Origin of the sequence: Nocardioides sp. LS1 (assembly GCF_003865225.1) — a bacterium.
GTDB lineage: Bacteria > Actinomycetota > Actinomycetes > Propionibacteriales > Nocardioidaceae > Nocardioides > Nocardioides ginsengisegetis.
The window spans coordinates 1461231-1484655 of sequence record NZ_BIFF01000002.1 but is presented as its reverse complement, the minus strand read 5'-3'; the positions used below and the strand labels follow the sequence as shown (position 1 = coordinate 1484655).

The window sequence follows — 23425 nt, the reverse complement described above, 5'->3', positions numbered from 1 at the left end:
TCTACAGTCCTGCCATGGACCTCACCTCGATCACCCCGTCGCCGCAGGCGCTCAAGGCGCTGACGCACCCCGTGCGGCTGCGGATGCTCGGGCTGCTGCGGATCGAGGGGCCGGCCACGGCCACCCAGCTCGCGACCCGCCTCGGCCTCAACAGCGGCGCCACGTCGTACCACCTCCGGCAGCTGGCCCAGCACGGCTTCATCGTCGACGACGAGGAGCGGGGCAACGCCCGCGACCGCTGGTGGAAGGCCGCCCACCAGGCGACCACGACCGAGCGCGAGGAGCCGGCGGACGAGGAGACCCGGCAGACGATGGACGCCTACCTGCAGTCGGTGGCCACCGTGCTGACCGAGCAGCTGCAGCGGGCCGTCGAGGAGCACGGCCTGCTGTCCGACGAGTGGCGGCACGCCTCGACGTTCAGCGACTACGGCATCCGCCTCACCCCGGCCCGGGCCAGGGCACTGCTCGACCACGTCCACGACTGGTTCATGAGCCAGGACGAGGAGCCCGACGACGACCCCGCCACCGCGGACTTCGTCATCCAGATCGCCGCCTTCCCGCGACCCGGGACCGTGACAGGAGACAAGCAATGAGCAGCACGACCACCGCCAACCGCCGGCCCCTCTACGGCTGGCTCACCTCCGAGGCCGTGTCCCTGACGGGCACCCGCGTCTCCATGCTGGCCCTGCCGTACTTCGTCCTCGTGACCACCGACTCCCCGGTGAAGACCGGCCTGGTCGCCCTCTTCGAGATGGTGCCGCTGGTGCTGCTCAAGGTGCTCGGCGGGCCGATCATCGACCGGGTCGGCGCGCGCCGGGTCAGCATCACCTGCGACGTCGGCTCGCTGTTCGTGGTCGGCTCGATCCCGCTGTTGTACGACGCGGGGCTGCTGCGGTTCGGTGCCCTGCTGGCGCTGGTGGCCCTGGCCGGCGCCCTGCGCGGTCCCGGCGATGCCGCCAAGGGCGCGATCGTGCCGGGGCTGGTCGAGTCGGCGCAGGTCCCGATGGAGCGGGCGACCGGCCTGCACGCCACCGTCGAGCGCTCGGCCACAATGCTGGGCGCCGCCTTCGCGGGCGGCCTGATCGCTGTCATCGGCGCCGCCAACGCGCTGGTGGTCGACGCCGTCAGCTTCGGGCTCTCCGCGCTGCTGCTGGCCTGGGCGACGGCCTCGATGGCCCGACCGGCCGCGACAGGCGCGGAGGGCGAGGAGGGCGACCCGCTCCCCTACCGCGCCCAGCTCGCCGCTGGCTGGCACTTCCTGCGCGGCGACCGGGTGCTGCTCGCCATCGCCTTCATGGTCGCGCTGACCAACATGATCGACGCGGCCTACGCCTCGGTCCTGATGCCGGTGTGGGCCCGGACGTGGGGGGGCGGCCCGGCCGTGCTGGGCCTGGTCTTCGCGGTGTTCGGCGGCTTCGCGGCCCTCGGTGCGATCTGCGCCGCGACCTGGGCGGCCCGGCTGCCCCGCTACACGACGTACCTCGTGACCTTCCTGGTCTGCGGTTCGCCGCGGTTCTTCGTCCTGGCCTGGGACAACCCGCTGTGGACGGTGCTGGCGATCGCGGTCGTCTCGGGCTTCGGGTCGGGGTTCATCAACCCGATCCTGGGCGCGGTCATCTACGAGCGGATCCCCGGCCACCTGGTGGGTCGCGTCTCGTCGCTGATCACGGCGCTGTGCTTCGCGCTCATGCCGATCGGTCCGCTGCTCGGCGGCGCGATCATCAGCGGCGCCGGCCTGATGGTCGCCATGCTCGTCGCCGGCTCGGCGTACTTCCTGGTCACGATGCTGCCGGCGGTCGACCCGAAGTGGCGCGAGATCGACGTCCGCCCGGTGGCCGAGGTGACCGAGCAGGTCAGTGAGGGAACTCCCGCGCCAGCGTGAGGATCCGGTCGTTCGCCTCGGTCTCACCGATCGACACCCGCACGCCCTCACCGGCGAAGGGGCGGACGGTGACACCGACGGCGTCGGCCGCGGCGGCGAAGTCGGCGGCGCGGTCCCCGAGGTCGAACCACACGAAGTTCCCCTGGGCCTCGGGGATCGCCCAGCCGGCCTCGAGGAGACCGTCGCGGAACCGGGCCCGCTCGCCGACCAGCGCCTCGACCCGCTCGAGGAGCAGGTCCTCGGCGGCGAGCGAGGCGATCGCGGCGGCCTGCGCGACGGTCGAGACGCCGAAGGGCAGCGAGACCGCGCGCAGGGCGCCCGCGATGTCGGCGGGCGCCACGGCGTAGCCGACCCGGAAGCCGGCCAGCCCGTAGGCCTTGGAGAAGGTCCGGGTCAGCACCACGTTGTCGTGGGCGGCGTAGGTGGCGATGCCGTCGACGGCGTCGTCCATCCGCACGAACTCGACGTAGGCCTCGTCGACCACCACGAGCACATGCGGCGGCACCTTGGCGAGGAAGGCGTCGAGCTCGGCCTGGGTGACCGCGGGACCGGTCGGGTTGTTGGGGGTGCAGACCAGCACGACCTTGGTGCGGTCGGTGATGGCGGCGGCCATCGCGTCGAGGTCGTGGCGGCCGTCGGGCAACACCGGCACCCGGACCGACGTCGCGGCCGCGGCGGTGACCGCGATCGGGTAGGCCTCGAAGGACCGCCAGGCGAAGACGACCTCGTCGCCGGGGTCGCAGAAGGCCTGCACCAGCTGGTAGATCAGGCCCACCGACCCGGTCGCCAGCGACAGGTGCTCGGCCGGGACCCCGAACCGGTCCGCGAGGGCGTCGTACAGCGCCGTCGCGCCCATGTCGGGGTAGCGGTTCATCTGGGCGACCGCGGCCTGCGCGGCCTCGAGCACGCCGGGCAGCGGCGGGTAGGGGTTCTCGTTCGAGGAGAGCTTGTACGACGTCAGCCCGGGCCGGACCGTCGGCGGCTTCCCCGCGACGTACCGCGGGATCTCGGAGACGTTCGGACGAGGCTGCGGACTGCTCAGGCTGGGCACAGACGGCACCCTAACCGCGGACCTGGCCGCGACGCCGCCACGGGCGGAGCACCAGCGCCAGCAGCCCGCCGACCAGGACGCCGACCGCCGCGCCCGACACGTTGTCGATGACGTCGGTGACGTCGCAGGCGCGGTCGATCCGGGCCAGCTGCAGCTGGGTGAACTCGATGCCGGCGGAGTAGCAGGCGAGCAGCGCGAAGCCGACCGGGACGAGGACCCGGGCCGCCCGCCACCGCGCGGCGGCCAGCACGAGCAGCGCCCCCGACGGCACGAACAGCACCGTGTTGAGGAGCCGCTGGCCGGACTGGAAGATCCAGAAGCCCGTCGGGGCGGGCCCGCCGATGTCCCACGAGCAGGTGGTCAGCCGGCCCTCGGCCGAGACGATGCCCGGGGCGCCGTTGGCCGGGATGAGCGTGACGAGGGCGATCACGACGACCGACCAGAGCAGTCCGGCGACGGACAGGCCCGTCGTCGGCCCGAGGCGGCGGCGCAGGGCGGTGCCGAGCAGCAGGCACAGGCCCCCGGACACGAACGCGCCCAGGAGCATCACGCCCACCCCTCCGACAGGAAACACGCGGGGAAGGGTACTCACCGCAACCATGCTTCTAGGATCGACGCGTGCGGATCATCTCCTGGCTCATCACCAACGCCGTCGCGCTCGCCGTGGCCGCGCAGCTCTTCGACGGCATCCGGTTCACCGGCCCGGTCCACGGGCAGGAGGAGATCAAGCACAAGCTGCTGCCGCTGCTGCTCGTGGCGCTGATCCTCGGCCTGGTCTCCGCGACGGTGAAGCCGGTGCTGAAGCTGATCTCGATCCCCTTCATCCTGCTCTCGCTGGGCCTCTTCCTGCTCGTGATCAACGCCGCGATGCTCGGCCTGACGAGCTGGCTGGCCGACGGCCTGGGCATCGGCTTCCACGTCAACGGGTTCTGGACCGCGGTCGGGGGGGCCATCGTCATCACCATCGTCGGCTGGGTCGTCGACGGACTGATCGGCCCGGAGGACGACCGCCGCTGATGCCCGGCCTGCCGCAACCCCGGACGCCCGGTCGCTACCGGATCGCGTTGGTCTGCCTGGGCAACATCTGCCGCTCGCCCATGGCCGACGTGGTGCTCTCCGCGCGGATCGCGGACGCGGGGCTCGACGACCGCGTCGAGGTGGCCAGCTCCGGCACCGGCGGCTGGCACGTCGGCGACCCGATGGACCGCCGCGCCGCGGCCACCCTGGCGGCCGCGGGCTACGACCCCTCACGGCACCGCGCCCAGCAGTACGACGACTCCTGGCTCGGCGCCTTCGACCTCGTCCTCGCGATGGACGACAGCAACCTGTCCGACATCTCGGTGGGCGGGATCGGCGGCGGGGACGACCGGGTGCGGCTCTTCCGGGACTTCGATCCCGTCGATACCGGTGGCGAGGTGCCCGACCCGTACTACGGTGGCCCTGCCGGCTTCGAGGAGGTCCTCACGATGGTGGAGCGCACAGCAGCGACGATCGTCGCCGAGCTGCACCGCCTGCCCGGCGTCGGGGTCGCAGTCAGATGACCCGGCTGCCGCTGGTCGCCAGGCGTGCCGAGGAGCTCCTCGGCTCGGCCGTCGTGGCCACGGCCCCCGTCGCGGGCGGCGACATATCCACGGCCACACGGCTGCGGCTCAGCAACGGCACCACAGCCCTGATGAAGACCCACCCGCACGCCCCACCCGACTTCTTCGAGTCCGAGGCGCGCGGGCTGGCGTGGCTGGCCGAGACCGGCGGCGTCTCGGTGCCCGAGGTGCTCGCGGTCGACCACGAGTGCCTGATCCTCGCGTGGGTCGAGCCCGGCAAGAACGCCGTCGACGCGGCCTCGGAGTTCGGCCGCGCGCTCGCCACCACCCACACCGCCGGGTGCGAGGGCTTCGGCCTCGACCACGACGGCTACATCGGCAAGCTGCCGCTGCCCAACAAGCCCACCGAGACGTGGGCGGAGTTCTACGCCGTACGCCGGGTGCTGCCCTACCTCAAGGTGGCCCGCGACCGCGGCGCCGTCACCGACGACCAGGCCGTCGCGGTCGAGACCGTGATCGGGCGGCTGCCCGAGCTGGTGCCCGTCGAGCCGCCGAGCAGGCTGCACGGCGACCTGTGGAACGGCAACGTCCTGTGGGGCCTCGACGGCCGGGTCCGCGTCATCGACCCCGCCGCCCACGGCGGCCACCGCGAGGTGGACCTCGCGATGCTCGCCCTGTTCGGGCTGCCCCACCTCCCCCGCGTCCTCGACGCCTACGCCGAGGTCGCGCCGCTCGCCGACGGCTGGCAGGACCGGGTCGCGCTGCACCAGCTCCACCCGCTGCTCGTCCACGCCTGCCTCTTCGGCGGCGGCTACGGCGCCCGCGCGGCCGACGCCGCGCGCCGCTACGCCTGAGCCGGTCAGGTCAGGTCAGCTCGTGCACAGGCAGAACGGGTGCCCCGCCGGGTCGAGGAACACCCGGAACGTCGTCCCCGGCTGGTGCTCGTGCCGCGTCGCCCCCAGCGCCACGACCGCCGCCTCGGCCTCGTCGAGGTCGTCGACGACGACGTCCATGTGCATCTGCTGCGGCGAGTCCTGCCCCGGCCACACCGGCGCCCGGTAGTCCTCGACCTTCTGGAAGCACAGGCACATGCCGTAGTCGGCGCGTGCTTCGTACCAGTCCTCCTGCTCCACCAGCGTGAAGTCGAGCATCGTCGCGTAGAAGGTCGCGAGCGCGCGGGGGTCGGGGCAGTCGAGGACGAAGCTCGGGAAGCGTGCGATGGCCATGCCCGCACCCTAGGCAAGGAACCGGACGACCTGCTTCCGGTTGTCGCGCGCGTCGCTCAACCAGTGCGTGGCGCAATCTCAGTCACCGTTCAGGCACGACTGGCAGAGTAGGAGCGTGACCAGCACCGCGCCCGCCAAGCCCCGCGTCCTCGTCGTGGACGACGACAAGGCCGTGCGCGAGTCGCTGCGCAGGTCGCTGGAGTTCAACGGGTACGACGTCGCGCTGGCCTCCGACGGCGCCGAGGCGCTCGCGGGCATTGCCGGCGCCGGGCCCGACGTCGTGATCATGGACGTGATGATGCCGCGACTCGACGGCATCGAGACCACGCGGGCGCTGCGGTCGGCCGGCAACGACGTGCCCATCCTGGTCCTCACCGCCCGCGACGCGGTCGGCGACCGGGTCGACGGCCTCGACGCCGGCGCCGACGACTACCTCACCAAGCCGTTCGCGCTGCAGGAGCTGCTGGCGCGGCTGCGCGCGCTGCTCCGTCGCGTCGTCCCCCGCGAGGACGCCCCCGACGAGACGCTCTCCTTCGCCGACCTGACGATGGACGTCGCGACCCGCGAGGTGCGGCGCGGCGACCGCGCGATCGAGCTGACCCGCACGGAGTTCACGCTGCTGGAGATGTTCCTGCGCCGGCCGCGCCGCGTGCTCGAGCGCTCGTTCATCCTCGAGGAGGTGTGGGGCTACGACTTCCCGACCACCGCCAACTCGCTGGAGGTCTACGTCGGCTACCTGCGCCGCAAGACCGAGGCCGAGTCCGAGGCACGGCTGATCCACACCGTGCGCGGCGTGGGCTACGTGCTGAAGGAGTCATGAGCGGCCCGGCCCCCTTCGGTCACGCCCCGTTCGGCACCCGCACGTGGGAGGAGCGTCGCTGGCACTACCGGCGCTCGCTGGCCAGCCGCGTCATCCTGCTGACGACGATGGCGGTGGGCCTCGCGGTGGCCTTCGTGGCGCTCGGCGCCTACGTGACCGTGCGGATGCAGATGACCGAGACGCTGGACCAGTCGCTGCTCGACCGCGCGCACAAGTCGGCCGCGTCCCCGACGCTGATCCGCTTCCCGTCCGGCAACGAGATCCCGGTGTGGGCGCTGGTCGCCTCCGACCTGCGGATCGCGCTCGTCTCCTCCGACGAGACCGTCTACCAGCCCGACCGGATGACCCGCTTCCCCCAGCTCGGCGCCCAGGAGCTCGCCGTGGCCAAGGGCCAGGCCTCCTCCAGCATCCGCACGGTCAGCTCCGGGGGCACCGACTACCGGGTCGTCTCGGTCCCCTACGCCGACGGCCAGTCCCTCGTCCTCGCCCAGTCGCTCGCACCCCAGGAGCGGGTGCTGGAGAAGCTCGGCGCGGTGATGCTGCTCTTCGGCCTCGCGGGCGTGATCGCGGCCGCGATGGCCGGGTGGGGCGTGGCGCGCAACGGCCTGCGACCCGTACGCCGGCTCACGACCGCCGTCGAGGAGATCGCCCGCACCGAGAAGCTCGACCCGCTCCCGGTCGAGGGCGACGACGAGATCGCCCGCCTGGCCTACGCGTTCAACCAGATGCTCGTCGCCCTGGACGCATCGCGCGACCGGCAGCGGCGGCTGGTCGTCGACGCCGGCCACGAGCTGCGCACCCCCCTCACCTCGCTGCGCACCAACCTCGACCTCCTCAGCCAGGCCGACGGTGACCCCGCCATGACGTTGCCGCCGGAGGCGCGGGCCGAGCTGCTCGACGACGTCCGCGCCCAGATCGAGGAGCTGACCACGCTCATCGGCGACCTGGTCGAGCTCGCCCGCGACGAGCCGCTCACCCACGTCGTCGAGTCGGTCGACATCGCCGAGGTGCTCGACCAGGCGCTGGCCCGGGTCCGCCGTCGCGCGCCGGGCATCGCCTTCGAGGTCGACACCGACCCATGGTGGGTCGTCGGGGAGCCCGCCGGCCTCGAGCGCGCGATCACCAACCTGCTCGACAACGCCGCCAAGTGGAGCCCGCCGCACGGCACCGTCCGGACCCGCCTCGCCGACGGCGTACTGACCGTGGACGACGAGGGCCCCGGCATCGCCGAGGAGGACCGGCCGCACGTCTTCGAGCGCTTCTACCGCTCCCCCGAGTCGCGCTCGATGCCCGGCTCCGGCCTGGGCCTCTCGATCGTCCACCAGGTCGCCGAGCGGCACGCCGGCAGCGTCGAGGCAGGTGTGTCCCCCGCCGGCGGCGCGCGACTCACGTTGCGGCTGCCCGGCAGCCGCGAGCCCCACGCCCTGTCCGCCGCCGGCCCGGCCACCACCGCATGAGGCGCGCCGCTCCCGCGCTGGCCCTGCTGCTCCTGCTCGCCGGCTGCTCCTCGACGGACGCGACCACGGAGACGTCTTCGACGTCGTCGTCTCCCTCCCCGTCCGCCTCGCCGTCAGCCTCGAAGCCCGCGTTCAATCCGTGCTCGGGGCTGGCCGCCGGGCCCCTGGGCCGGGCGCTCCGCGAGAAGGTCCGCGAGACGACCGGCACCGCCGACAACCCCCGCTGCGCATTCCTGCCCGTCGCCAAGGGCGGACCGACGCTCAACGTCACCTACCTGGAGTTCGGCGGCGACTTCGACAAGGCCTTCGCCGCGATGGGCCAGATCAAGGGCCGGGTGAGCGACGTACGCATCCCCGGCGCGACCGCCGCCCGCGTCGTCGTGCACGCCTCGAGGAAGGTGGTGCTCGTGACCGGCTTCGTCCAGGTCCACGGCCTGATCGAGACCGTCAACGCGATCCAGCTGGCGCCGTACGACGCGGGCACCATGCGCGACGCCACCGAGGCCGTCATGCGCACCCTCGTCGCCACCGCGCCCTGAGCCGGCCGCCCGACACACCGAAGTGCCCTGATCCGGGGCCGCGGCGACTCGGTCAGGGGACTTCGGTGTGTTCCGGTGTCGGCGAGAAGACCTGCAGCAGCCGGTCGGCCTTCCAGCGCGACTCGGCCCACTCCTCGGCCACCTCGGACCGGACCGTGATGCCCCCGCCGGTGCCGAGCGACCACCGCCCGTCGCCGGCCGTCATCAGCGAGCGGATCACCACCCCGAGGTCGGCCCGGCCGTCCGCGGCGACCCAGCCGAACGCACCGGAGTAGGCGCCGCGCGGCGTCGCCTCGACCGCGTCGATCACCTCCATGGTGCGCAGCTTGGGCGCCCCGGTCATCGAGCCGGCGGGGAACAGCGCCCTCAGGGCGCCCATCGTGGTGACGTCGTCGCGCAGCCGGCCGCGGACGGTGGAGACCAGCTGGTGCACGGCCTCGTAGGACTCCACCTCCATCAGCACCGGCACCTCGACGCTGCCCGGCTCGCACACCAGCGACAGGTCGTTGCGGAGCAGGTCGACGATCATCAGGTTCTCGCTGCGGAACTTCGGCTCCGTCGCCAGCCGCTCGCGCAGCACCTCGTCCTCGGCCGCGGTCCCGCCGCGGGGCGTCGTGCCCTTGATCGGCTTGGTCTCCAGGGTCCGCTCCGCCGTCACCAGGGCGTAGCGCTCCGGGCTGGAGCTGAGCAGCCACGCGCGCTGCCCGGCCACGTCGTGCTGGAGGAAGCCGGCGTACGGCGCCGGGTTGAGCTCGCGCAGCCGCAGGTAGGCCACCGCGGGGTGGACGTCGCTCTCGATGCCGACCCGGTAGGTCAGGTTGGTCTCGTAGGAGTTGCCGGCGTGCAGCGCCTCCTGGACCTCCTCGAAGGCCGCGGCGTAGTCGGCCGGGACGCCGTTCCCGTTGCCGTTTGGTCCCCAACGGCATGTTTCGGGGTCGATTTCATGCCGTTGGGGACCAAACGGCAACGCAGGGCCCCCCGGCGCGGGGTGGTCGAAGAGCCGGACGTGCCGGGCCCGCATCCAGACGGCATCGGGGAGGAGCGGGTCGGGGCGGGCGGGCAGGTCGGGGCGGCACGCGTAGCCGAAGTACCCGAACCACTGGTCGGCCGGGTCGCCGGAGGCGAGCTCCGCCTCGAGGACGGCGAAGGCGTCCGACCCGACCACCGTCGCCCGGCCGCCGGAGTGACGCAGCACCTCGCGCCGCGCGGCCGAGTAGGTCAGCGAGACGTCGTCGTCGTCGAGCCAGCCGATGATCGACCGGCGGCCCGACCACTCCCGGGCACCGCCGCCGTCGAGCCAGAAGCAGCGGGCGTGGTCGGCGGCCACCGAGCGGAAGATCGAGGCCGGGTCCGCGGTCACGACGCACCCCCGAAGCCGGGCGCCAGGAAGTTCGCCACCAGGGCGGCGCCCTGCTCGGACAGGACCGACTCGGGGTGGAACTGCACGCCCTCCAGCGGCAGGTCCCGGTGCCGCACGCCCATGACCGTCCCGTCGTCGGCGCGCGCGCTGACCTCGAGCACGTCGGGGACGTGCAGGGCCGCCAGCGAGTGGTAGCGGACGACCCGGAAGCGCTGCGGCAGCCCGGCGAACACCCCGCGCCCGTCGTGCACCACCGGCCCGACCTCGCCGTGCGCGGGCAGGATCCGGTCGACGGCCCCGCCGTACGTCGTCACGAGGCCCTGCATGCCGAGGCAGACGCCCAGGACCGGACGGGTCGCCGCCTCGAGCACCGCGCGACCGACCGCGAAGTCGTGGGGGTCGTCGGGACGCCCGGGGCCCGGCGAGAGGACGACGTGGGAGTGCCGCAGGACCTCGGCTGCCTCGACCTCGTCGTGCTGGACGACCGCGGGCAGGCGTCCGGTGACGGAGGCGACGAGGTGGACGAGGTTCCACGTGTAGGAGTCGTGGTGGTCCACGACGACCACGTCCGGAACGACCACCGGCCCAACCTACTGGTGCCGGTGCCCACGTCGCCCGGTCAGGCCTTCCCGGAGCCGCTCCGCGAGGTGTGCGCCACGGCGTGCCGCGGGATCCGCTGCTCCCAGGCGGCCTTGTCGGCGAACGGCAGCGCCTTGCAGGTGTCCGACACGTCCGGCGTCAGCGCCTGCTCGCGCGCGCACCGGTCGAACTCGTCGAGCTTGGCCATCAGCTCCGAGACCTGGGCGGCGTAGCGCGGGTCGCCGTAGAGGTTGCGGCGCTCCCACGGCTCGGTCGCGTAGTCGTAGTACTCGTAGGCGTAGTCGGTCCCGGTGTAGCTGTAGTCGAGGTCGTCGCGGATCAGCAGACCGGTGCGGCTGCGGACGGCGACGTACGACGGGATGTGGTCCAGGTCGTGGCCGCTGAACGGCCGGTCCGGGTCGTTGCCCGGCGACTGCGACCAGGTGTGCTCGAAGAAGGCGTAGTCGCCGGTGTCCTTGGCCGGGTCGGCGAAGGACGGGGCGAAGGAATGCCCCGAGCGGTAGGCGGGCGACCCGATGCCGGCGAGGTCCTCGAAGGTCGGCGCGAGGTCGATGTTGGACACGATCCCGTCGCGCGGGCCGGGCACGACGCCGGGACCCATGACGTAGAGCGGCACGTGCACGTCGGTGTCGTAGGCGGTGCCCTTGCCGCGGGTGAGGCCGTGCTGGCCGAGGTGGAAGCCGTTGTCGGAGGTGAGCACGACGTAGGTGTTGTCGTCGACGCTGTGCAGGATCCGACCCAGCATCCGGTCGATCGACTGCGCCATCCGCGCCCGGTCGCGCATCGAGGTCTCCGCGTCGGCGACCGAGAGCCCCTTGCCCGAGCGGCTCCACGCCGGCGCGAGCGTGCCGTCGGCCCGCACCGGGGCGTTGTCGCCCTGCCAGTCGTCGTAGCCGGGCAGGTCGGCCACCGTCAGGTCGTGGCAGTCGACGGGGCCGCAGTTGCCGTGCGCCGTGCCGTGCCCGGGCCGGTCGCGGAACGCCGGCGGGAACATCGGGTCGCCGGGGTAGGGGGGGTTGCTGTTGATCCGTCCGTGCGTGGCGTAGGGCGCCACCTCGAGGAAGTAGGGCTTGGTGTCGTGGCGGTGCTCATGGATGAAGTCGAGCGCGTCGTTGCCGATCACGGTGCCGGCGTACGCCTTGTCCTTCACGGCGTCCGGCTCCGACGCGGCCGGGGCGTCGTAGTGCTGGACGCGCACCTGGCCGCCCTGGGTGTAGGTCGCGTTGTAGTCCCAGCCGTCGTACGCCGTCCCGAAGACCACGCGCAGGTCCGACCAGCCGAGCGGCGGCCTCGGCACGCCCTTGGCGGGGTAGTACTCGTACTGGTTGAGGTACTTGCCCACGAAGCCGGTCGTGTAGCCGGCCTGTTGCAGCCGGACCGCGAACGTGCGCCGCTCGTCGCCGTGGGCGGCGAACGCCCGGTAGCCGCCCATCGCGCCCACCCGGTTGGGCATGTTGGCGGTGTTCGTGAGCACGCCGGTCTGGTGGGGGTACTGCCCCGTGAAGGTGGCGGCCCGTGAGACGCAGCAGAGGCTGTCGACGACGAAGGCGTTCTGGTACGACGCCCCCAGCCGGGTCATCGTGCGGGCATGCTTGAGCGTCGGCACCAGGTCCATCGAGAAGTCGTCCATGAGGACGAAGACGATGTTGGGGCTCTTGCCGCTCACCTGCTGGACCGGCACCGCCGACTGCGGGACCTGCGGCAGCGGGCGCGACGCGTACGGCGACGGCCCGACGGCCGGCGTGGCCGTGCAGGCGGTCGCGAGCGCGAGCACCCCGGCGACGGCCGACACTCGGCCCGTCAGCCTGCCCGTCAGCCTGCGCAGCATCGGTCCCCTCACCTCTCCATACCTACCGGTGAGACGTGCGAGGAAGTGTGTGAGTTGCCCAAGGAATACCCAAAGATTTTGATCGGGGGCCCGAGAGGTGCCCGTGGTCTGGCAAAAGCGGTGGGCCCGATGGAGCTGGGGGGCAGTCTCCACCGGGCCCATGAGCCACTTGGCACCTCTGACGGTACCTCCCCGGCGGTCCCGGCCGAAGCCGATCGGGCGCGACGATCATCACGATTTGGACGGTTTCCGTCCGTTGAGAGGTGCTTCCCCGGCACCGCCGTCTCGGTCTAGACCCGCTCACGCGGGGAGGACGAGACGAAGGACTCAGCCCTGCTAGTCACTTCGAACCATCCTGACCGCATTCCGCACCACCCCGCGCGGCCGTGCCTACGGTCGGCCCACGTGGCGCTCGTCCACGTTCCACGGGGGAGGCCCGCGGGGCGCCGGTGACCGGCGTCCCGCGGCCGAAGCAGCAAGGAGTCACCCATGAAGTCGTTGTATCCACTGGTGAGCATCGCGATCGCGGCCACCCTGCCACTGGCCATGTCGGCCCCGTCGACGGCATCCGTCGACGACCGACACCGGGTCTTGTCGGCGTCCGGCCGACAGCTCGTCCACCGGGACGACGCGGCCGCCGCAGCCGACCAGCTCGGCGCGCTCACCCGGGCCATCGCGGCACGGCACACCGAGAGGCAGGGAGCAGCCGCTCCTTCCCTCATCTCGACCAAGCCCGGCATCACCGCGCCGGCCCAGGACGCGGTGGTCTCACAGCTGACGACCGTGTCGGCAACGTCCACGGCCTCGATCGTGCGGTTCAGCATCAGCGGATCTGCCTGGTCGCGGGACGTGGCGGTGCAGAACGGCGTGGCGACCACCCAGTTCGACACGTTCGGCCTCACCGGCCCCCAGATGCTGCTGGCGGTCGATTGCGACGGCACGGCGTGCGGCACGACCAAGGCCGCGGTGAACTTCAGTGTGGACAATGCTCCGATCGCCCTGACGAGTCCGACGGACGGGGCCGTCGTCGGCTCCAGCGTCGTCGCCCAGACCGACGCTGCTGGTGGCGGCATCCGCTACCTCCTCGACGGTGCCGTGGTGGGCCAGAGCAGCACGGCACCCCACCAGGCGACGATCGACACGAGCGGAGTGACGGCGGGCCAGCACACGCTCGGCGCCATCCAGTGCGACGCCGCCTTCATCGACTGCGCCGGCGAGGTCAGCAACCAGGTGGGCATCACGGTGCAGCACGCCCTGTCACCGGTCATCGGCTCGGTCTCACCGTCACCGTTCAGCCCCAACGGCGACGGCAGGTTGGACACGTCCACCGTGCGCTACAGCCTGGACGGCCCGCAGGACGTCACGTGGGAGGTGCGCGACACCTCCGGACACGTCGTGCTGGGACCGAAGGCGTTGGGCACCCAGGCCGCCGGTGAGCACGAGCTGACCTTCAAGGGACAGGCGGGCAACGGCAGTGCACTGCCCAACGGCGCCTACACGATCGTGCTGGACACGACCCGGGAGATCACCGGAGGCACCATCACGGGCCACGCCCAGCGGGGCGTCCTGATCGACACGAAGGCGCCGTCGGCCACCCAGCTCCACGCCAAGCCCGGCACCTTCTACCCGATCAAGGACGGCTACCTCGACTCTGCCGCGCTCGTCTCCCGGCTCTCCGAGAACCTCGCGTCCGTGAAGGTGGAGATCCGGGACGCCGGCGGGCACCGCGTCCGGACGCTCACCCCGCACGCCGCGAAGCAGGGGACCTACCGCGTCACCTGGGACGGGCGAACGTCATCCGGCTCCGTCGCGACCCCGGGGGCCTATCGTTTCCGGCTCCTGATGCGTGACGTCGCCGGCAACGAGGGCAGCTCGGCGTTCGGGACGCTGACCGCGTCCGGCAAGCACCTCGTGAAGCACACCTTCGCCACGGTGCTGACACCCAGGGCCAGCACGATCGGTCACCTCATCGGCGGCTGCTCCGAGATCTTCTACCCGGCACGACGCTCCTGGCCGGGGTCCTACACCTACGCCAGCAACTACGACGTCTGCTACGCCCCGAGCGACACCCAGCTGATCGCGTTCACCCGCCACTCGGTGAAGGTTCCCGCCGCGGCCCGGTACGGGCGAGTCAGGGTCGACGGCTACGGGCAGCGATCGGTGCCGGGGTTCAACGACGTGGGCTTCGTCTTCTACGAGACCAGGAGCGGCGACATCAGCAGCAGCGGCGCCCTGCTCAAGGCTGGTGCCGGGTGGCACGGCGGCGATGGCGTCGACGCCTCCAGTTTCGTGACCAAGAAGCACACGTTCCGGTGGTGGTCGGGAACGAGCGACGGCTACTACTACGACGTCAAGGCGTTCCGGGTCACCCTGGCCTACTCCACCCTGCAGTGATACGGATCGACTGAGCGGCGACCCGAGCGGTCGCCGCTCAGTCGAGGAGCAGGCTGCCCACGAGGTCGTGCAGCAGGTCGTAGCCGTGCTCGGTGAGGATCGACTCGGCGTGGAACTGGATGCCCCGGTAGTGCGGCCCGCGGAGCGCGTGGATGTCGCCGGTGACGGGGTCGGCCGAGGCCTCGACCCCGGCCGGGAGCCCGCTCCCGGGGGTCGAGCCTCCGTCGGTGGTCGAGCTTGTCGAGACCCGGCCGACGAAGGTGTTGTAGAACCCGACCCGCTCGGTCCGGCCGTCGATCTCGACCGGCGACTGGGTGCCCTGGAAGACGATGTCCTTGTAGGCCAGCGGGATGCCGAGCTGGTGGCACAGCGCCTGGTGCCCCAGGCAGACCGCGAGGAACGGCTGCTCCCGCTCGAGCAGCCGGGCGACGGCGGCACGCAGGTTGGCCATCTTGGGGTCCGCGTCGTCGCGCGGGTCGCCCGGGCCGGGACCAACGACGACCAGGTCGAAGCCGTCGAGCACGCCGTCGACGTACTCGTCGTGGCGCACCACCTCGCTGGTCATGCCGAGCACGCCGAGGACGTGGCGCAGCATGTTCACGAAGTCGTCCTCGCCGTCGAGGATCACCGCCGACCGGCCCTTGAGGCGCGGGTCGGGCGGCGAGCCGCCCTGGTCGGTGAGCCAGAAGCGGCTGAGCCGGCGGTTGCGGGCGTTGAGGGCGAGCAGCACGTCCTCGTCGATGACCAGCTCCGCAAGGTTGGCGCTCGGCACCGGCGCGGGCGGCACCAGGCCGAAGGCGCTGAGGATGCCGCCGGCCTTGGCGTGGGTCTCCGCGACCTCGTACGCCGCGTCCGAGTCGCGCACGAGCGTGGCGCCGGCGGTCACGGTGAGGTTGCCCTCGAGGTCGACGTCGGCGGTGCGGATCACGATCGGGCTGTCCACGACCGGCCCGCCGGCGGCGTCCCGGCCCAGGATCGCGAGGGCGGCGCCGTAGTAGCCGCGTCCGTCCCGCTCGTACTGCTTGATCAGGCGGCAGGCGTTCTCGACCGGGCTGCCGGTGACGGTGGCGGCGTACATCGTGTCGCGCAGCACCTCACGGGGGTCGCGGCTGGTTCGGCCGGCGAGGAGGTACTCCGTGTGGACGAGGCGGCTCATCGGCTTGAGGAACGGCCCGAGCACCTGGCCGCCCTCGTTGCAGATGTCGCACATCATCTTCAGCTCCTCGTCGACGACCATGAAGAGCTCGTAGATCTCCTTCTCGTTGTGGAGGAAGTCGAGGAGCTGAGCCTTGGTGTCGCCCTCGGCAGGGATCCGGAAGGTGCCGCTGATGGGGTTCATCCGGACGTCGCCGCCGTGGATGGAGACGTGCCGCTCGGGGCTCGCGCCGATGAGGTAGCGGTCGCCGGTGAAGAAGACGTAGGTCCAGTAGGCGCCGCGCTCGCGCTCGAGCAGGCGGCGGAAGACGGTGAGCGCCTTGTCCGCGCCCCAGTCGGCGACGGTGGCGCGGTAGTGGCGGCCGATGACGAGGTTGGCGCCCTCGCCCTGCCCGATCTCGTCGCGGATGATGGCGTCGACGAGCTCGCCGTACGTCGCGTCGTCGGTCTCGAAGCCGCCGCGGTCGGCGAAGTCGACGCCGGTGTCGTCGATCGCGTCGACCACCTCGGCCACGGAGAACTCCAGCTCGGTCTCGACGTCCACGACGACGAGCGGGGTGCCGTCGTCGTGCGCCTCGAAGCCACGCTCGGCCACCTGGCGGAAGGGGATCGCCAGCAGCCGGTCGGCGATGTGCCCGTCGTCGGGCGCCCCGTCGGCCAGCGGCACGTCGAGGATCGACTCGACCACGCTGCGCCGACCACCCACCAGTCCGACCGTGTCGCGGTCGCCACCGCGGGTCGAGCGCCGGATGATGGCCCAGGCCTCGTGCCCCTGGAGCGCCTCGATGGCTTCCCGGGCAGAGGTCGTCGCAGTCATGGGCGAAGCCTAGTTGCGATGATTTCGGCCGCCGGGCGCGGTCCACCGCGTGGTGGCCCGGTCACGGGCCGTCGAGGATGCTTCCGAGAGGTGGAGAGATGCGCAGGATCGTGGCCTACATGCTGGTGTCGATCGACGGGGTCGCGCAGGACCCCGACGAGTTCGTCCTGGAGTGGGACGAGGAGATGGACGCCAACCTCGCGGAGGTGATCGGCACCCAGGACACGGTGCTGCTGGGCCGCGGGATGCACGACGAGTGGTCGCGCTACTGGCCCTCCTCGGACATCCAGCCCTTCGCCGACTTCATCAACGCGGTCGAGAAGTACGTCGCCACGTCGTCGCCCCTGACGGGCGACTGGCCGCACGCGCGCGCCATCGAGGGTGACGTCCTCGAGTTCGTGCGCGGGCTCGCGGCCGGTGACGGCGGCGACGTCGGGGTGCACGGGTCGATGGAGCTCACCGCGTCGCTGCTCGCCGCCGGGCTCGTCGACGACCTGCGCCTGGTGGTGGCCCCGCGGGTCGCCGGCAAGGGCCGGCGCCTGTTCGGCGACGGCGTGCCGACGGCGTACGAGCTGGTGGCGAGCAGTGCCACCCCCACGGGGGCGCTGCTCGTGCACTACCGCCGCGTCAGCTGACCGTGGTGAGCAGCTGCGTCGCGCGGGTGAGCACGACGTAGAGCGTCGCGCGCCCGGTGACCGACTCGTCCTCGATCTGCTGGGGGTCGACGACGACGATGCCGTCGAACTCCAGGCCCTTGGTGTCGAGGCCGGTCAGCACCACGACCCGGTCCTCGCCGGAGGGGGCCACGGCCGAGTCGACCGCGGCGCGGGCGCCGGGGGCGTCGTCCGCGAACTCCGGCCAGGACGCCAGCCACGCGTTGACCTCCGAGCGCCGCGCGACCGGGACCACGATGCCGACGGTGCCGGCGACCTGCTCGGCCACCTCGCGGACCGCCTCCCGGGTGGCCGACTCGAGGTCGGCCGAGCCGGTGACGACCTTCGGGTCGATGCCGGTCGAGCGGACGGCGGTGGGCAGGTCGGCGTCGAGGCCGACGCGCTCGGCGTAGGCCGCGGCGTAGGCGTAGATCTCCGAGGAGTTGCGGTAGTTGGTCGACAGGTGGAACTCGTGGAGGTCCTTGCCCTCGAGCGCGGCGGCGCGGGCCTCGGCGGACTCCGCGGGCACCGGCCACGACGACTGCGCGGGGTCGCCGACGATCGTCCACGACGCGCCGCGACCGCGACGGCCGACCATCCGCCACTGCATGGGCGTGAGGTCCTGGGCCTCGTCGACGAGCACGTGGGCGTAGCCGTCGTCCTCGATCCGGTGCGTGGGCGGGGCCCAGGCGCGACCCGACGGGGCGTACTCCCGCTCGGCGGCGGTCGTCAGCTCCTGGAGGTCACCACCGATGTGGTCGTCGAGGTCGTGGTCCTCCTCGGTGCGCGCCGGCACGTCGCCGAGGGCGTAGCGCAGCTCGTCGAGCAGCGGCACGTCCTCGACCGAGAGCGAGCCGTCGCCGCTCCACGACTTGGCGAGCAGCCGCTGGTCCTCCGGCGAGACCAGGCCCTCGCCCACGCGGGCGAGCAGCTCGGGGTCGCGCAGCCAGCCGAGCACCTGCGGGGCGTCCAGCGGCGGCCACCAGGCCACCGCGAACTCGACGAAGGCCTGGTTGCCGAGCATGTCGTCGTTGAAGGCCTCACGGCCGCGGTCGCGGCCGCGCTCGCCCCGGACCTGGCGCCACATCGCGTCGAGGAGCGTGGTGGCGACGCGGGGCAGCTGGCGGTTGCGGCGGCCCTGGCTCATCAGCTGGCGGCGCAGCCGGCCGAGCGTGCCGCGGTCGAGCACGATCGTGTCGTCGCGCCAGAACACCCGGAACTCCTGCGGGCTGCCGGGCGCCTGCTGGCGCGCCGTACGCCGCATCAGCTCGGCCATCCGCGCCGAGCCCTTCACGTCGGCCACGGCGGGCTCGTCGTGGCGGGAGGCCTTCACGCCGTCGACGACCTCGCCGAGCGAACGCAGCGCGACGGCGGTCTCGCCGAGGCTCGGCAGGACGCGCTCGATGTAGCGCATGAAGACGCCGCTGGGGCCGACGACGAGCACGCCGCCGCCCTCGTAGCGACGGCGGTCGGTGTAGAGCAGGAAGGCGGCGCGGTGCAGCGCGACCACGGTCTTGCCGGTGCCGGGGCCGCCGGAGATCGAGACGACGCCCTTGCCGGGCGCGCGGATCGCCTTGTCCTGCTCGGCCTGGATGGTCGCCACGATCGAGTGCATCGAGCGGTCGCGGGCGCGCGAGAGCTGGGCCATCAGGGCGCCCTCACCGACGATCGGCAGGTCGGTCTCGGCCTCGGCGTCGAGCAGCTCGTCCTCGACGCCGATCACCGTCGGGCCGGTCGAGCGGAGCACCCGACGGCGTACGACGCCCTGCGGCTCGGCAGCGGTCGCCTGGTAGAACACCGCGGCGGCGGGGGCGCGCCAGTCGATCAGCAGGGAGTCGCGCTGCTCGTCGCGCAGCCCGATCCGGCCGATGTAGCGCGGCGCCGCGTCGAGCTCGGTGCGCAGGTCGAGCCGGCCGAAGACCAGGCCCTCGTGCGCGGCGTCCAGCTGGGCGATCCGCTTGGCGGCCTGGAAGACCATCGCGTCGCGCTCGACCAGGCCACCCTCATGGCCGAGCCGGCCGCGGCCGTGCCCCTCCCGGGCGAGCTCCTGCGCCGCCTTCGCGGACTTCACCAGCTGCACCTGCACACGGTCGACGAACGCCTGCTCCTGGGCGATCTCGTTCTCGACGAGCTCTTCTGACAACGCCGTTCCCCTCAGACCCGAAAAACTTCCCCCGAAACGTCCAGCCCCGACCCGGGACTGGCGAGTCGACAAGCCTACCTGCCCCCGAACACGCCAATGACCGGTTTTCACGGCCCGAAGGGGTGATCGCGCGCACCCCGCTCCCGAGGCACCCGAAACCGTTCGAGAAGGTGGGGGCGTACGCCCGTCACGGGAACCCCTCGGGAAGGAACCCCCGCTCCATGCGCCTGCGCACCCTCACCGCCGGTCTCACCCTGCTCGGCACCGCCCTGGCCGTGTCCCCCGCCCCGGCCCAGGCGGCCGTCCAGGGCCACGGCGACGCCCGCCACGACGTCGTCCGCGACGACGCCGGCACCGACCGGCCCGCGCCCGACAACCGCACCGCCGACATCCGCCGGCTCCGGGTCAACCACACCGGCACGGCACTCTCCACCACCCTCGTCCTCGACACGATCGCCAAGGACCACTGGGGCGTGATCTGGCAGGTGAAGACGCCCGAGCAGGGCCGCTGGACCGTGCAGGTGCTCAAGTTCGGGCAGACCAAGGACTTCACGCTGCACCACCGCGGCAAGACCGTCGCCTGCGCGGACATGACCAAGCAGGTCACCCGCTCGACCGGGACCGTCCACGTCGTCGTACCCCGCTCGTGCCTGGACGACCCGGCCTGGGTGAGGGTCGGCGGCGGCGCCTTCGCGAGCTCCTCCGACGGCATGAAGCAGTACGCCGACGACGCCCGCCTCGACGGCGAGGTGCACCAGGCCGGGCTGGTCCTCGGTCCCCGGCTCGCCGCGGGCTGAGCGCGGAAAATTCACGGGTCAACCCGTGAATTGCGAGGCGGGTGGGGCGACTACTTCTTCCGGTTCAGGAAGGCGGTCATCGCCTCACGCGCCTCGTCGGAGGCGAACAGCGAGGCCGAGAGCCGCGCCATCTCCTCGCCACCAGCGTCGATCCGGGCGACCAGGTCCCGGTTGAGGATCCGCTTGGACTCCCGCAGCCCCTGGGGCGCGCCGGTGGCGAGCGAGGCGCAGACCGCGGCGACCTCGTCGTCGAGGGCGTCGGCGGGGACCGCCTTCGTCACCAGCCCGTACGCCGCGGCGTCGGCGCCCGTGAACACCTCGCCGCCCAGCGTGGTCAGCGCGGCGGCGCGCGGGTTCATGCGCGCGTGCACGGTCAGCGAGATGATCGCGGCGGCCAGGCCGAGCTTGACCTCGGTCAGCGCGAAGGTGGCGTCCTCGGACGCGATCGCGATGTCGGAGGCGGCCACGATGCCGATGCCGCCGGCCCGGACCGCGCCGTGCAGGCGGGTCACGACCGGCTTGGACATGGTCGCGATCAGCCGCTGCAGGTCCACGATCCGGCGGGCACCGACCTCCATGCCCTCGGTGCTCGCCTCGGCCAGGTCGGCCCCCGAGCAGAAGACCCTGCCCTCGGCCTGCACCTGCACGACCCGCACCGCGTCGTCGGCCTCGGCGGCCTCGAGGTGCCCGAAGAGCTCCGTCACCAGCTGCCGCGACAGGGCGTTGCGGTTGTGCTGGGAGTCCAGGGTGATCGTCGCGACGGAGTCGGCGACGGACAGGTGCACGAGCTCGGCGGGGGTCTCAGACATGCCCGTCATCCTGCCGCACCACCCATCCGAACCGGCCGCGGCTCCGAACAACACCCATGAGAACCCGACTTCTGTACGCCTTCTTCGGCGTGCTGTCCACGGTCGTGGGTGTCGCCCTCGGCCACCTCGTCGCGTCGCTCACCAACCCCTCCGCCTCCCCGGTCCTGGCCGTGGGTTCGCAGGTCATCGACCTCACCCCGACCCCGATGAAGGAGTGGGCCATTGCCCACTTCGGCAGCAACGACAAGACCATCCTGATCGGCAACGTCTTCGCCGGCGTGCTGCTCCTCGCGGCCGTCGCGGGCCTGCTGGCCCTCAAGCGCTTCGTGTACGGCGCCGCGCTGCTCGTCCTCCTGGTCGCGGTCGCCGCGTTCACCGCCCTCAACCGGCCCAGCGCCGGCGTCAGCGACCTGCTGCCGAGCCTGGCAGCCGCCGTCGCGGGCGTCGCCTCGCTCTGGTGGCTGGACCGCTCGCGGCACCCCGCGACCGGCGCCGCCAACAGCGCCCCGGCGGTCGCGGGAGCCGGCACCAACCGCCGGACCGTGCTCGTCGCCGCCGGCGCGCTCACCGCGGCCGCGGCCGTGATGGGCGGCGCGGGCCGCTGGATCACCTCCTACCGGACCCGCCCGGAGAACGTGCAGCTCCCCGCGGCCAAGGACGCCGCCAAGGCGCTCCCCGCCGGCCTCGACGACCGGGTCCCCGGCATCTCGCCGTTCCGCACCCCCACCGCCGACTTCTACCGCGTCGACACCCGGCTCTCGCTGCCGGTCGTCAGCATCGACGGCTGGAGCCTGACCATCGACGGTGACGTCGACAACGAGGTCACCTTCACCTTCGACGACCTGCTCGCGATGGACCTGATCGAGCGCGACATCACCCTCACCTGCGTCTCCAACGACATCGGCGGCAAGTACATCGGCGCCGCCCGCTGGCTCGGCGTGCCCCTCAAGACGCTGCTCGACAAGGCCGGGATCGACAACACCAAGGCCGACCAGATCGTCTCGACCGACGTGGACGGGATGACGATCGGCACGCCCTTCGACCTGGCCACCGACGGCCGCGACGCGATGATCGCGGTCGGCATGAACGGCGCCGCGCTCCCCCGCGAGCACGGCTTCCCGGCCCGGATGATCGTCCCCGGCCTCTACGGCTTCATCAGCGCGACCAAGTGGATCACCCGGATCACGCTGACGACGTACGCCGACACCGACGTCTACTGGACCCAGCGCGACTGGGCCACGGACGCCCCGATCAAGATCTCCAGCCGGATCGACACCCCCAAGCCGCTGTCGACCGTCAAGAAGGGCCGCACCGTCATCGGGGGCGTGGCCTGGGCGCAGCACCAGGGCGGGATCGAGAAGGTCGAGGTCCGCATCGACGGCGGCGGCTGGCAGGAGGCCCGCCTCGGCCCGTCGGGCGGCCAGGACTACTGGCGCCAGTGGTACCTCCCCTGGACCGCCGAGCCCGGCCAGCACTCCCTGGCGGTGCGCGCCGTCAGCTCCCAGGGCGACCAGACCGCCGTCCGCGCGACCCCCTTCCCCGACGGCTCGTCGGGCATCCAGGAGGTCGTCGTCACCGTCGCGTGACGCGGGTCACCAGAAGTTTCCGCAAATCGGGCACATCCGCCCAATCCGCCGGTCCCCCGGCACCGAAGACCAGATGTCACCAACACACCACCGCACCACAACGGAAGGTCCCACCATGAAGCGCACCAACCTCCGCAAGGCCACCGGCATCGCCGCCCTGGCGCTCACCGCTTCCTTCGGCCTCGCTGCCTGCGGTTCCGACAACTCGAGCGCCAAGGCCTCCGACGACTCGATGGGCAGCAGCACCTCGGCCTCCGCCGACGACGCGGGCTCGCAGACGTTCGGCCCCGGCTGCTCCGCCATCCCGGCCTCCGGTGACGGCTCCTTCAACGGCATGGCCACCGCTCCGGTCGCCTCCGCCGCGAGCGCCAACCCGCTCCTGAAGACCCTGGTCGCCGCGGTGACCAAGGCCGGCCTCGTCGACACCCTGAACTCCGCCGACGCGCTGACCGTGTTCGCGCCGACCGACGACGCGTTCGCGAAGATCCCGGCCGCCACCCTCAACAAGGTGCTCGCCGACAAGGCCACGCTGACCGCGATCCTCACGCACCACGTGCTCGCCGGCCAGCTCGACCCGTCCGCGGTCGTCGGCACGCACGACACGCTCAACAAGGACCAGGTCACCGTCGACGGCGACACGAACGGCATGACGGTCGAGAACGGCGACACCGCGGCCAACGTGCTCTGCGGCAACATCCCGACCTCGAACGCCACGGTCTACGTCATCGACTCCGTCCTGATGCCGTCCTGACGTTCCGATCCCGGGA

Annotated in this window: 22 protein-coding genes; 13 read left to right on the top strand and 9 right to left on the bottom strand. The window is 72.2% G+C overall.

The window, feature by feature from the left end:
- The first annotated feature begins 14 nt into the window (after positions 1-14).
- Both EJF31_RS11910 and EJF31_RS11905 read left to right on the top strand, forming a co-directional pair.
- Positions 15-593, top strand: coding sequence for a transcriptional regulator (locus EJF31_RS11910; RefSeq protein ID WP_125037240.1), 579 nt, complete (start codon positions 15-17; stop codon positions 591-593).
- A complete protein-coding gene (locus EJF31_RS11905) occupies positions 590-1882 on the top strand; it encodes an MFS transporter (RefSeq protein ID WP_125037239.1) in 1293 nt (430 codons plus the stop codon). Before EJF31_RS11910 ends, EJF31_RS11905 begins: the two co-directional genes overlap by 4 nt.
- Here EJF31_RS11905 and hisC read toward each other — a convergent pair.
- On the bottom strand, positions 1854-2933 hold the full coding sequence (gene hisC, locus EJF31_RS11900) for a histidinol-phosphate transaminase (protein ID WP_307718975.1): 1080 nt from the start codon (positions 2931-2933) through the stop codon (positions 1854-1856). The genes EJF31_RS11905 and hisC overlap by 29 nt on opposite strands.
- A gap of 10 nt (positions 2934-2943) precedes the next feature.
- Positions 2944-3507, bottom strand: coding sequence for a VanZ family protein (locus EJF31_RS11895; RefSeq protein ID WP_185736220.1), 564 nt, complete (start codon positions 3505-3507; stop codon positions 2944-2946).
- Between the two features lie 44 nt (positions 3508-3551).
- On the opposite strand from EJF31_RS11895, the gene EJF31_RS11890 reads away from it, so the two are divergent.
- From EJF31_RS11890 to EJF31_RS11880, 3 genes are read left to right on the top strand one after another with little or no spacing between them, the layout of a single operon-like run.
- Positions 3552-3950, top strand: coding sequence for a phage holin family protein (locus tag EJF31_RS11890; protein WP_125037237.1), 399 nt, complete (start codon positions 3552-3554; stop codon positions 3948-3950).
- The gene (locus EJF31_RS11885; RefSeq protein ID WP_125037236.1) at positions 3950-4474 is read left to right on the top strand and encodes a low molecular weight protein-tyrosine-phosphatase; all 525 of its coding nucleotides are present in this window, start codon (positions 3950-3952) and stop codon (positions 4472-4474) included. Before EJF31_RS11890 ends, EJF31_RS11885 begins: the two co-directional genes overlap by 1 nt.
- Positions 4471-5328, top strand: a complete 858-nt coding sequence (locus EJF31_RS11880; protein ID WP_125037235.1) for a fructosamine kinase family protein — start codon at positions 4471-4473, stop codon at positions 5326-5328. The genes EJF31_RS11885 and EJF31_RS11880 overlap by 4 nt, the downstream gene beginning before the upstream one ends.
- Before the next feature lie 15 nt (positions 5329-5343).
- Here EJF31_RS11880 and EJF31_RS11875 read toward each other — a convergent pair whose 3' ends face one another.
- The gene (locus EJF31_RS11875) at positions 5344-5700 is read right to left on the bottom strand and encodes a VOC family protein (protein ID WP_125037234.1); all 357 of its coding nucleotides are present in this window, start codon (positions 5698-5700) and stop codon (positions 5344-5346) included.
- Positions 5701-5815: 115 nt separating this feature from the next.
- Between EJF31_RS11875 and EJF31_RS11870 the strand changes: the two genes are divergently transcribed.
- From EJF31_RS11870 to EJF31_RS11860, 3 genes are read left to right on the top strand one after another with little or no spacing between them, the layout of a single operon-like run.
- A complete protein-coding gene (locus EJF31_RS11870) occupies positions 5816-6520 on the top strand; it encodes a response regulator transcription factor (protein WP_125037233.1) in 705 nt (234 codons plus the stop codon).
- Positions 6517-7977 (top strand): HAMP domain-containing sensor histidine kinase, encoded by a 1461-nt coding sequence (locus EJF31_RS11865; protein ID WP_125037232.1) that lies wholly within the window; start codon positions 6517-6519, stop codon positions 7975-7977. The genes EJF31_RS11870 and EJF31_RS11865 overlap by 4 nt, the downstream gene beginning before the upstream one ends.
- A complete protein-coding gene (locus EJF31_RS11860; RefSeq protein WP_125037231.1) occupies positions 7974-8516 on the top strand; it encodes a DUF3558 family protein in 543 nt (180 codons plus the stop codon). The genes EJF31_RS11865 and EJF31_RS11860 overlap by 4 nt, the downstream gene beginning before the upstream one ends.
- Positions 8517-8568: 52 nt before the next feature.
- Here EJF31_RS11860 and EJF31_RS11855 read toward each other — a convergent pair whose 3' ends face one another.
- The 3 genes from EJF31_RS11855 to EJF31_RS11845 are packed head-to-tail and all read right to left on the bottom strand — an operon-like array spanning position 8569 to position 12316.
- Entirely contained in the window at positions 8569-9876 is a 1308-nt protein-coding gene (locus tag EJF31_RS11855) for an anthranilate synthase component I family protein (RefSeq protein ID WP_125037230.1), read from the bottom strand.
- Positions 9873-10457, bottom strand: coding sequence for an aminodeoxychorismate/anthranilate synthase component II (locus tag EJF31_RS11850; RefSeq protein ID WP_125037229.1), 585 nt, complete (start codon positions 10455-10457; stop codon positions 9873-9875). Before EJF31_RS11850 ends, EJF31_RS11855 begins: the two co-directional genes overlap by 4 nt.
- A gap of 38 nt (positions 10458-10495) precedes the next feature.
- A complete protein-coding gene (locus EJF31_RS11845) occupies positions 10496-12316 on the bottom strand; it encodes a sulfatase-like hydrolase/transferase (protein WP_185736219.1) in 1821 nt (606 codons plus the stop codon).
- Between the two features lie 477 nt (positions 12317-12793).
- On the opposite strand from EJF31_RS11845, the gene EJF31_RS11840 reads away from it, so the two are divergent.
- A complete protein-coding gene (locus EJF31_RS11840) occupies positions 12794-14698 on the top strand; it encodes a FlgD immunoglobulin-like domain containing protein (protein ID WP_125037227.1) in 1905 nt (634 codons plus the stop codon).
- Between the two features lie 37 nt (positions 14699-14735).
- Here the strand turns inward: EJF31_RS11840 and EJF31_RS11835 are convergent, their stop codons facing one another.
- A complete protein-coding gene (locus tag EJF31_RS11835) occupies positions 14736-16670 on the bottom strand; it encodes an anthranilate synthase family protein (RefSeq protein WP_125037226.1) in 1935 nt (644 codons plus the stop codon).
- 98 nt (positions 16671-16768) lie between these two features.
- Here EJF31_RS11835 and EJF31_RS11830 point away from each other — a divergent pair, with 98 nt between their 5' ends.
- Positions 16769-17305: a dihydrofolate reductase family protein gene (locus EJF31_RS11830; protein ID WP_125037225.1), complete on the top strand. Its 537-nt coding sequence runs from the start codon at positions 16769-16771 to the stop codon at positions 17303-17305.
- Here the strand turns inward: EJF31_RS11830 and EJF31_RS11825 are convergent.
- Positions 17298-19466 carry a UvrD-helicase domain-containing protein gene (locus EJF31_RS11825; RefSeq protein WP_125037224.1) on the bottom strand — a complete coding sequence of 723 codons (2169 nt, stop codon included), beginning with the start codon at positions 19464-19466 and terminating at the stop codon, positions 17298-17300. The two genes, EJF31_RS11830 and EJF31_RS11825, sit on opposite strands and share 8 nt — an antisense overlap.
- Positions 19467-19687: 221 nt before the next feature.
- On the opposite strand from EJF31_RS11825, the gene EJF31_RS11820 reads away from it, so the two are divergent.
- A complete protein-coding gene (locus EJF31_RS11820; RefSeq protein WP_125037223.1) occupies positions 19688-20263 on the top strand; it encodes a hypothetical protein in 576 nt (191 codons plus the stop codon).
- Positions 20264-20313: 50 nt separating this feature from the next.
- Here EJF31_RS11820 and EJF31_RS11815 read toward each other — a convergent pair whose 3' ends face one another.
- Complete coding sequence (locus tag EJF31_RS11815) at positions 20314-21072, bottom strand: enoyl-CoA hydratase-related protein (RefSeq protein WP_307718974.1); 759 nt, start codon at positions 21070-21072, stop codon at positions 20314-20316.
- 56 nt (positions 21073-21128) lie between these two features.
- On the opposite strand from EJF31_RS11815, the gene EJF31_RS11810 reads away from it, so the two are divergent.
- The gene (locus EJF31_RS11810; RefSeq protein ID WP_125037221.1) at positions 21129-22658 is read left to right on the top strand and encodes a molybdopterin-dependent oxidoreductase; all 1530 of its coding nucleotides are present in this window, start codon (positions 21129-21131) and stop codon (positions 22656-22658) included.
- Between the two features lie 115 nt (positions 22659-22773).
- Positions 22774-23409 carry a fasciclin domain-containing protein gene (locus EJF31_RS11805; RefSeq protein ID WP_125037220.1) on the top strand — a complete coding sequence of 212 codons (636 nt, stop codon included), beginning with the start codon at positions 22774-22776 and terminating at the stop codon, positions 23407-23409.
- Positions 23410-23425: the final 16 nt, after the last annotated feature.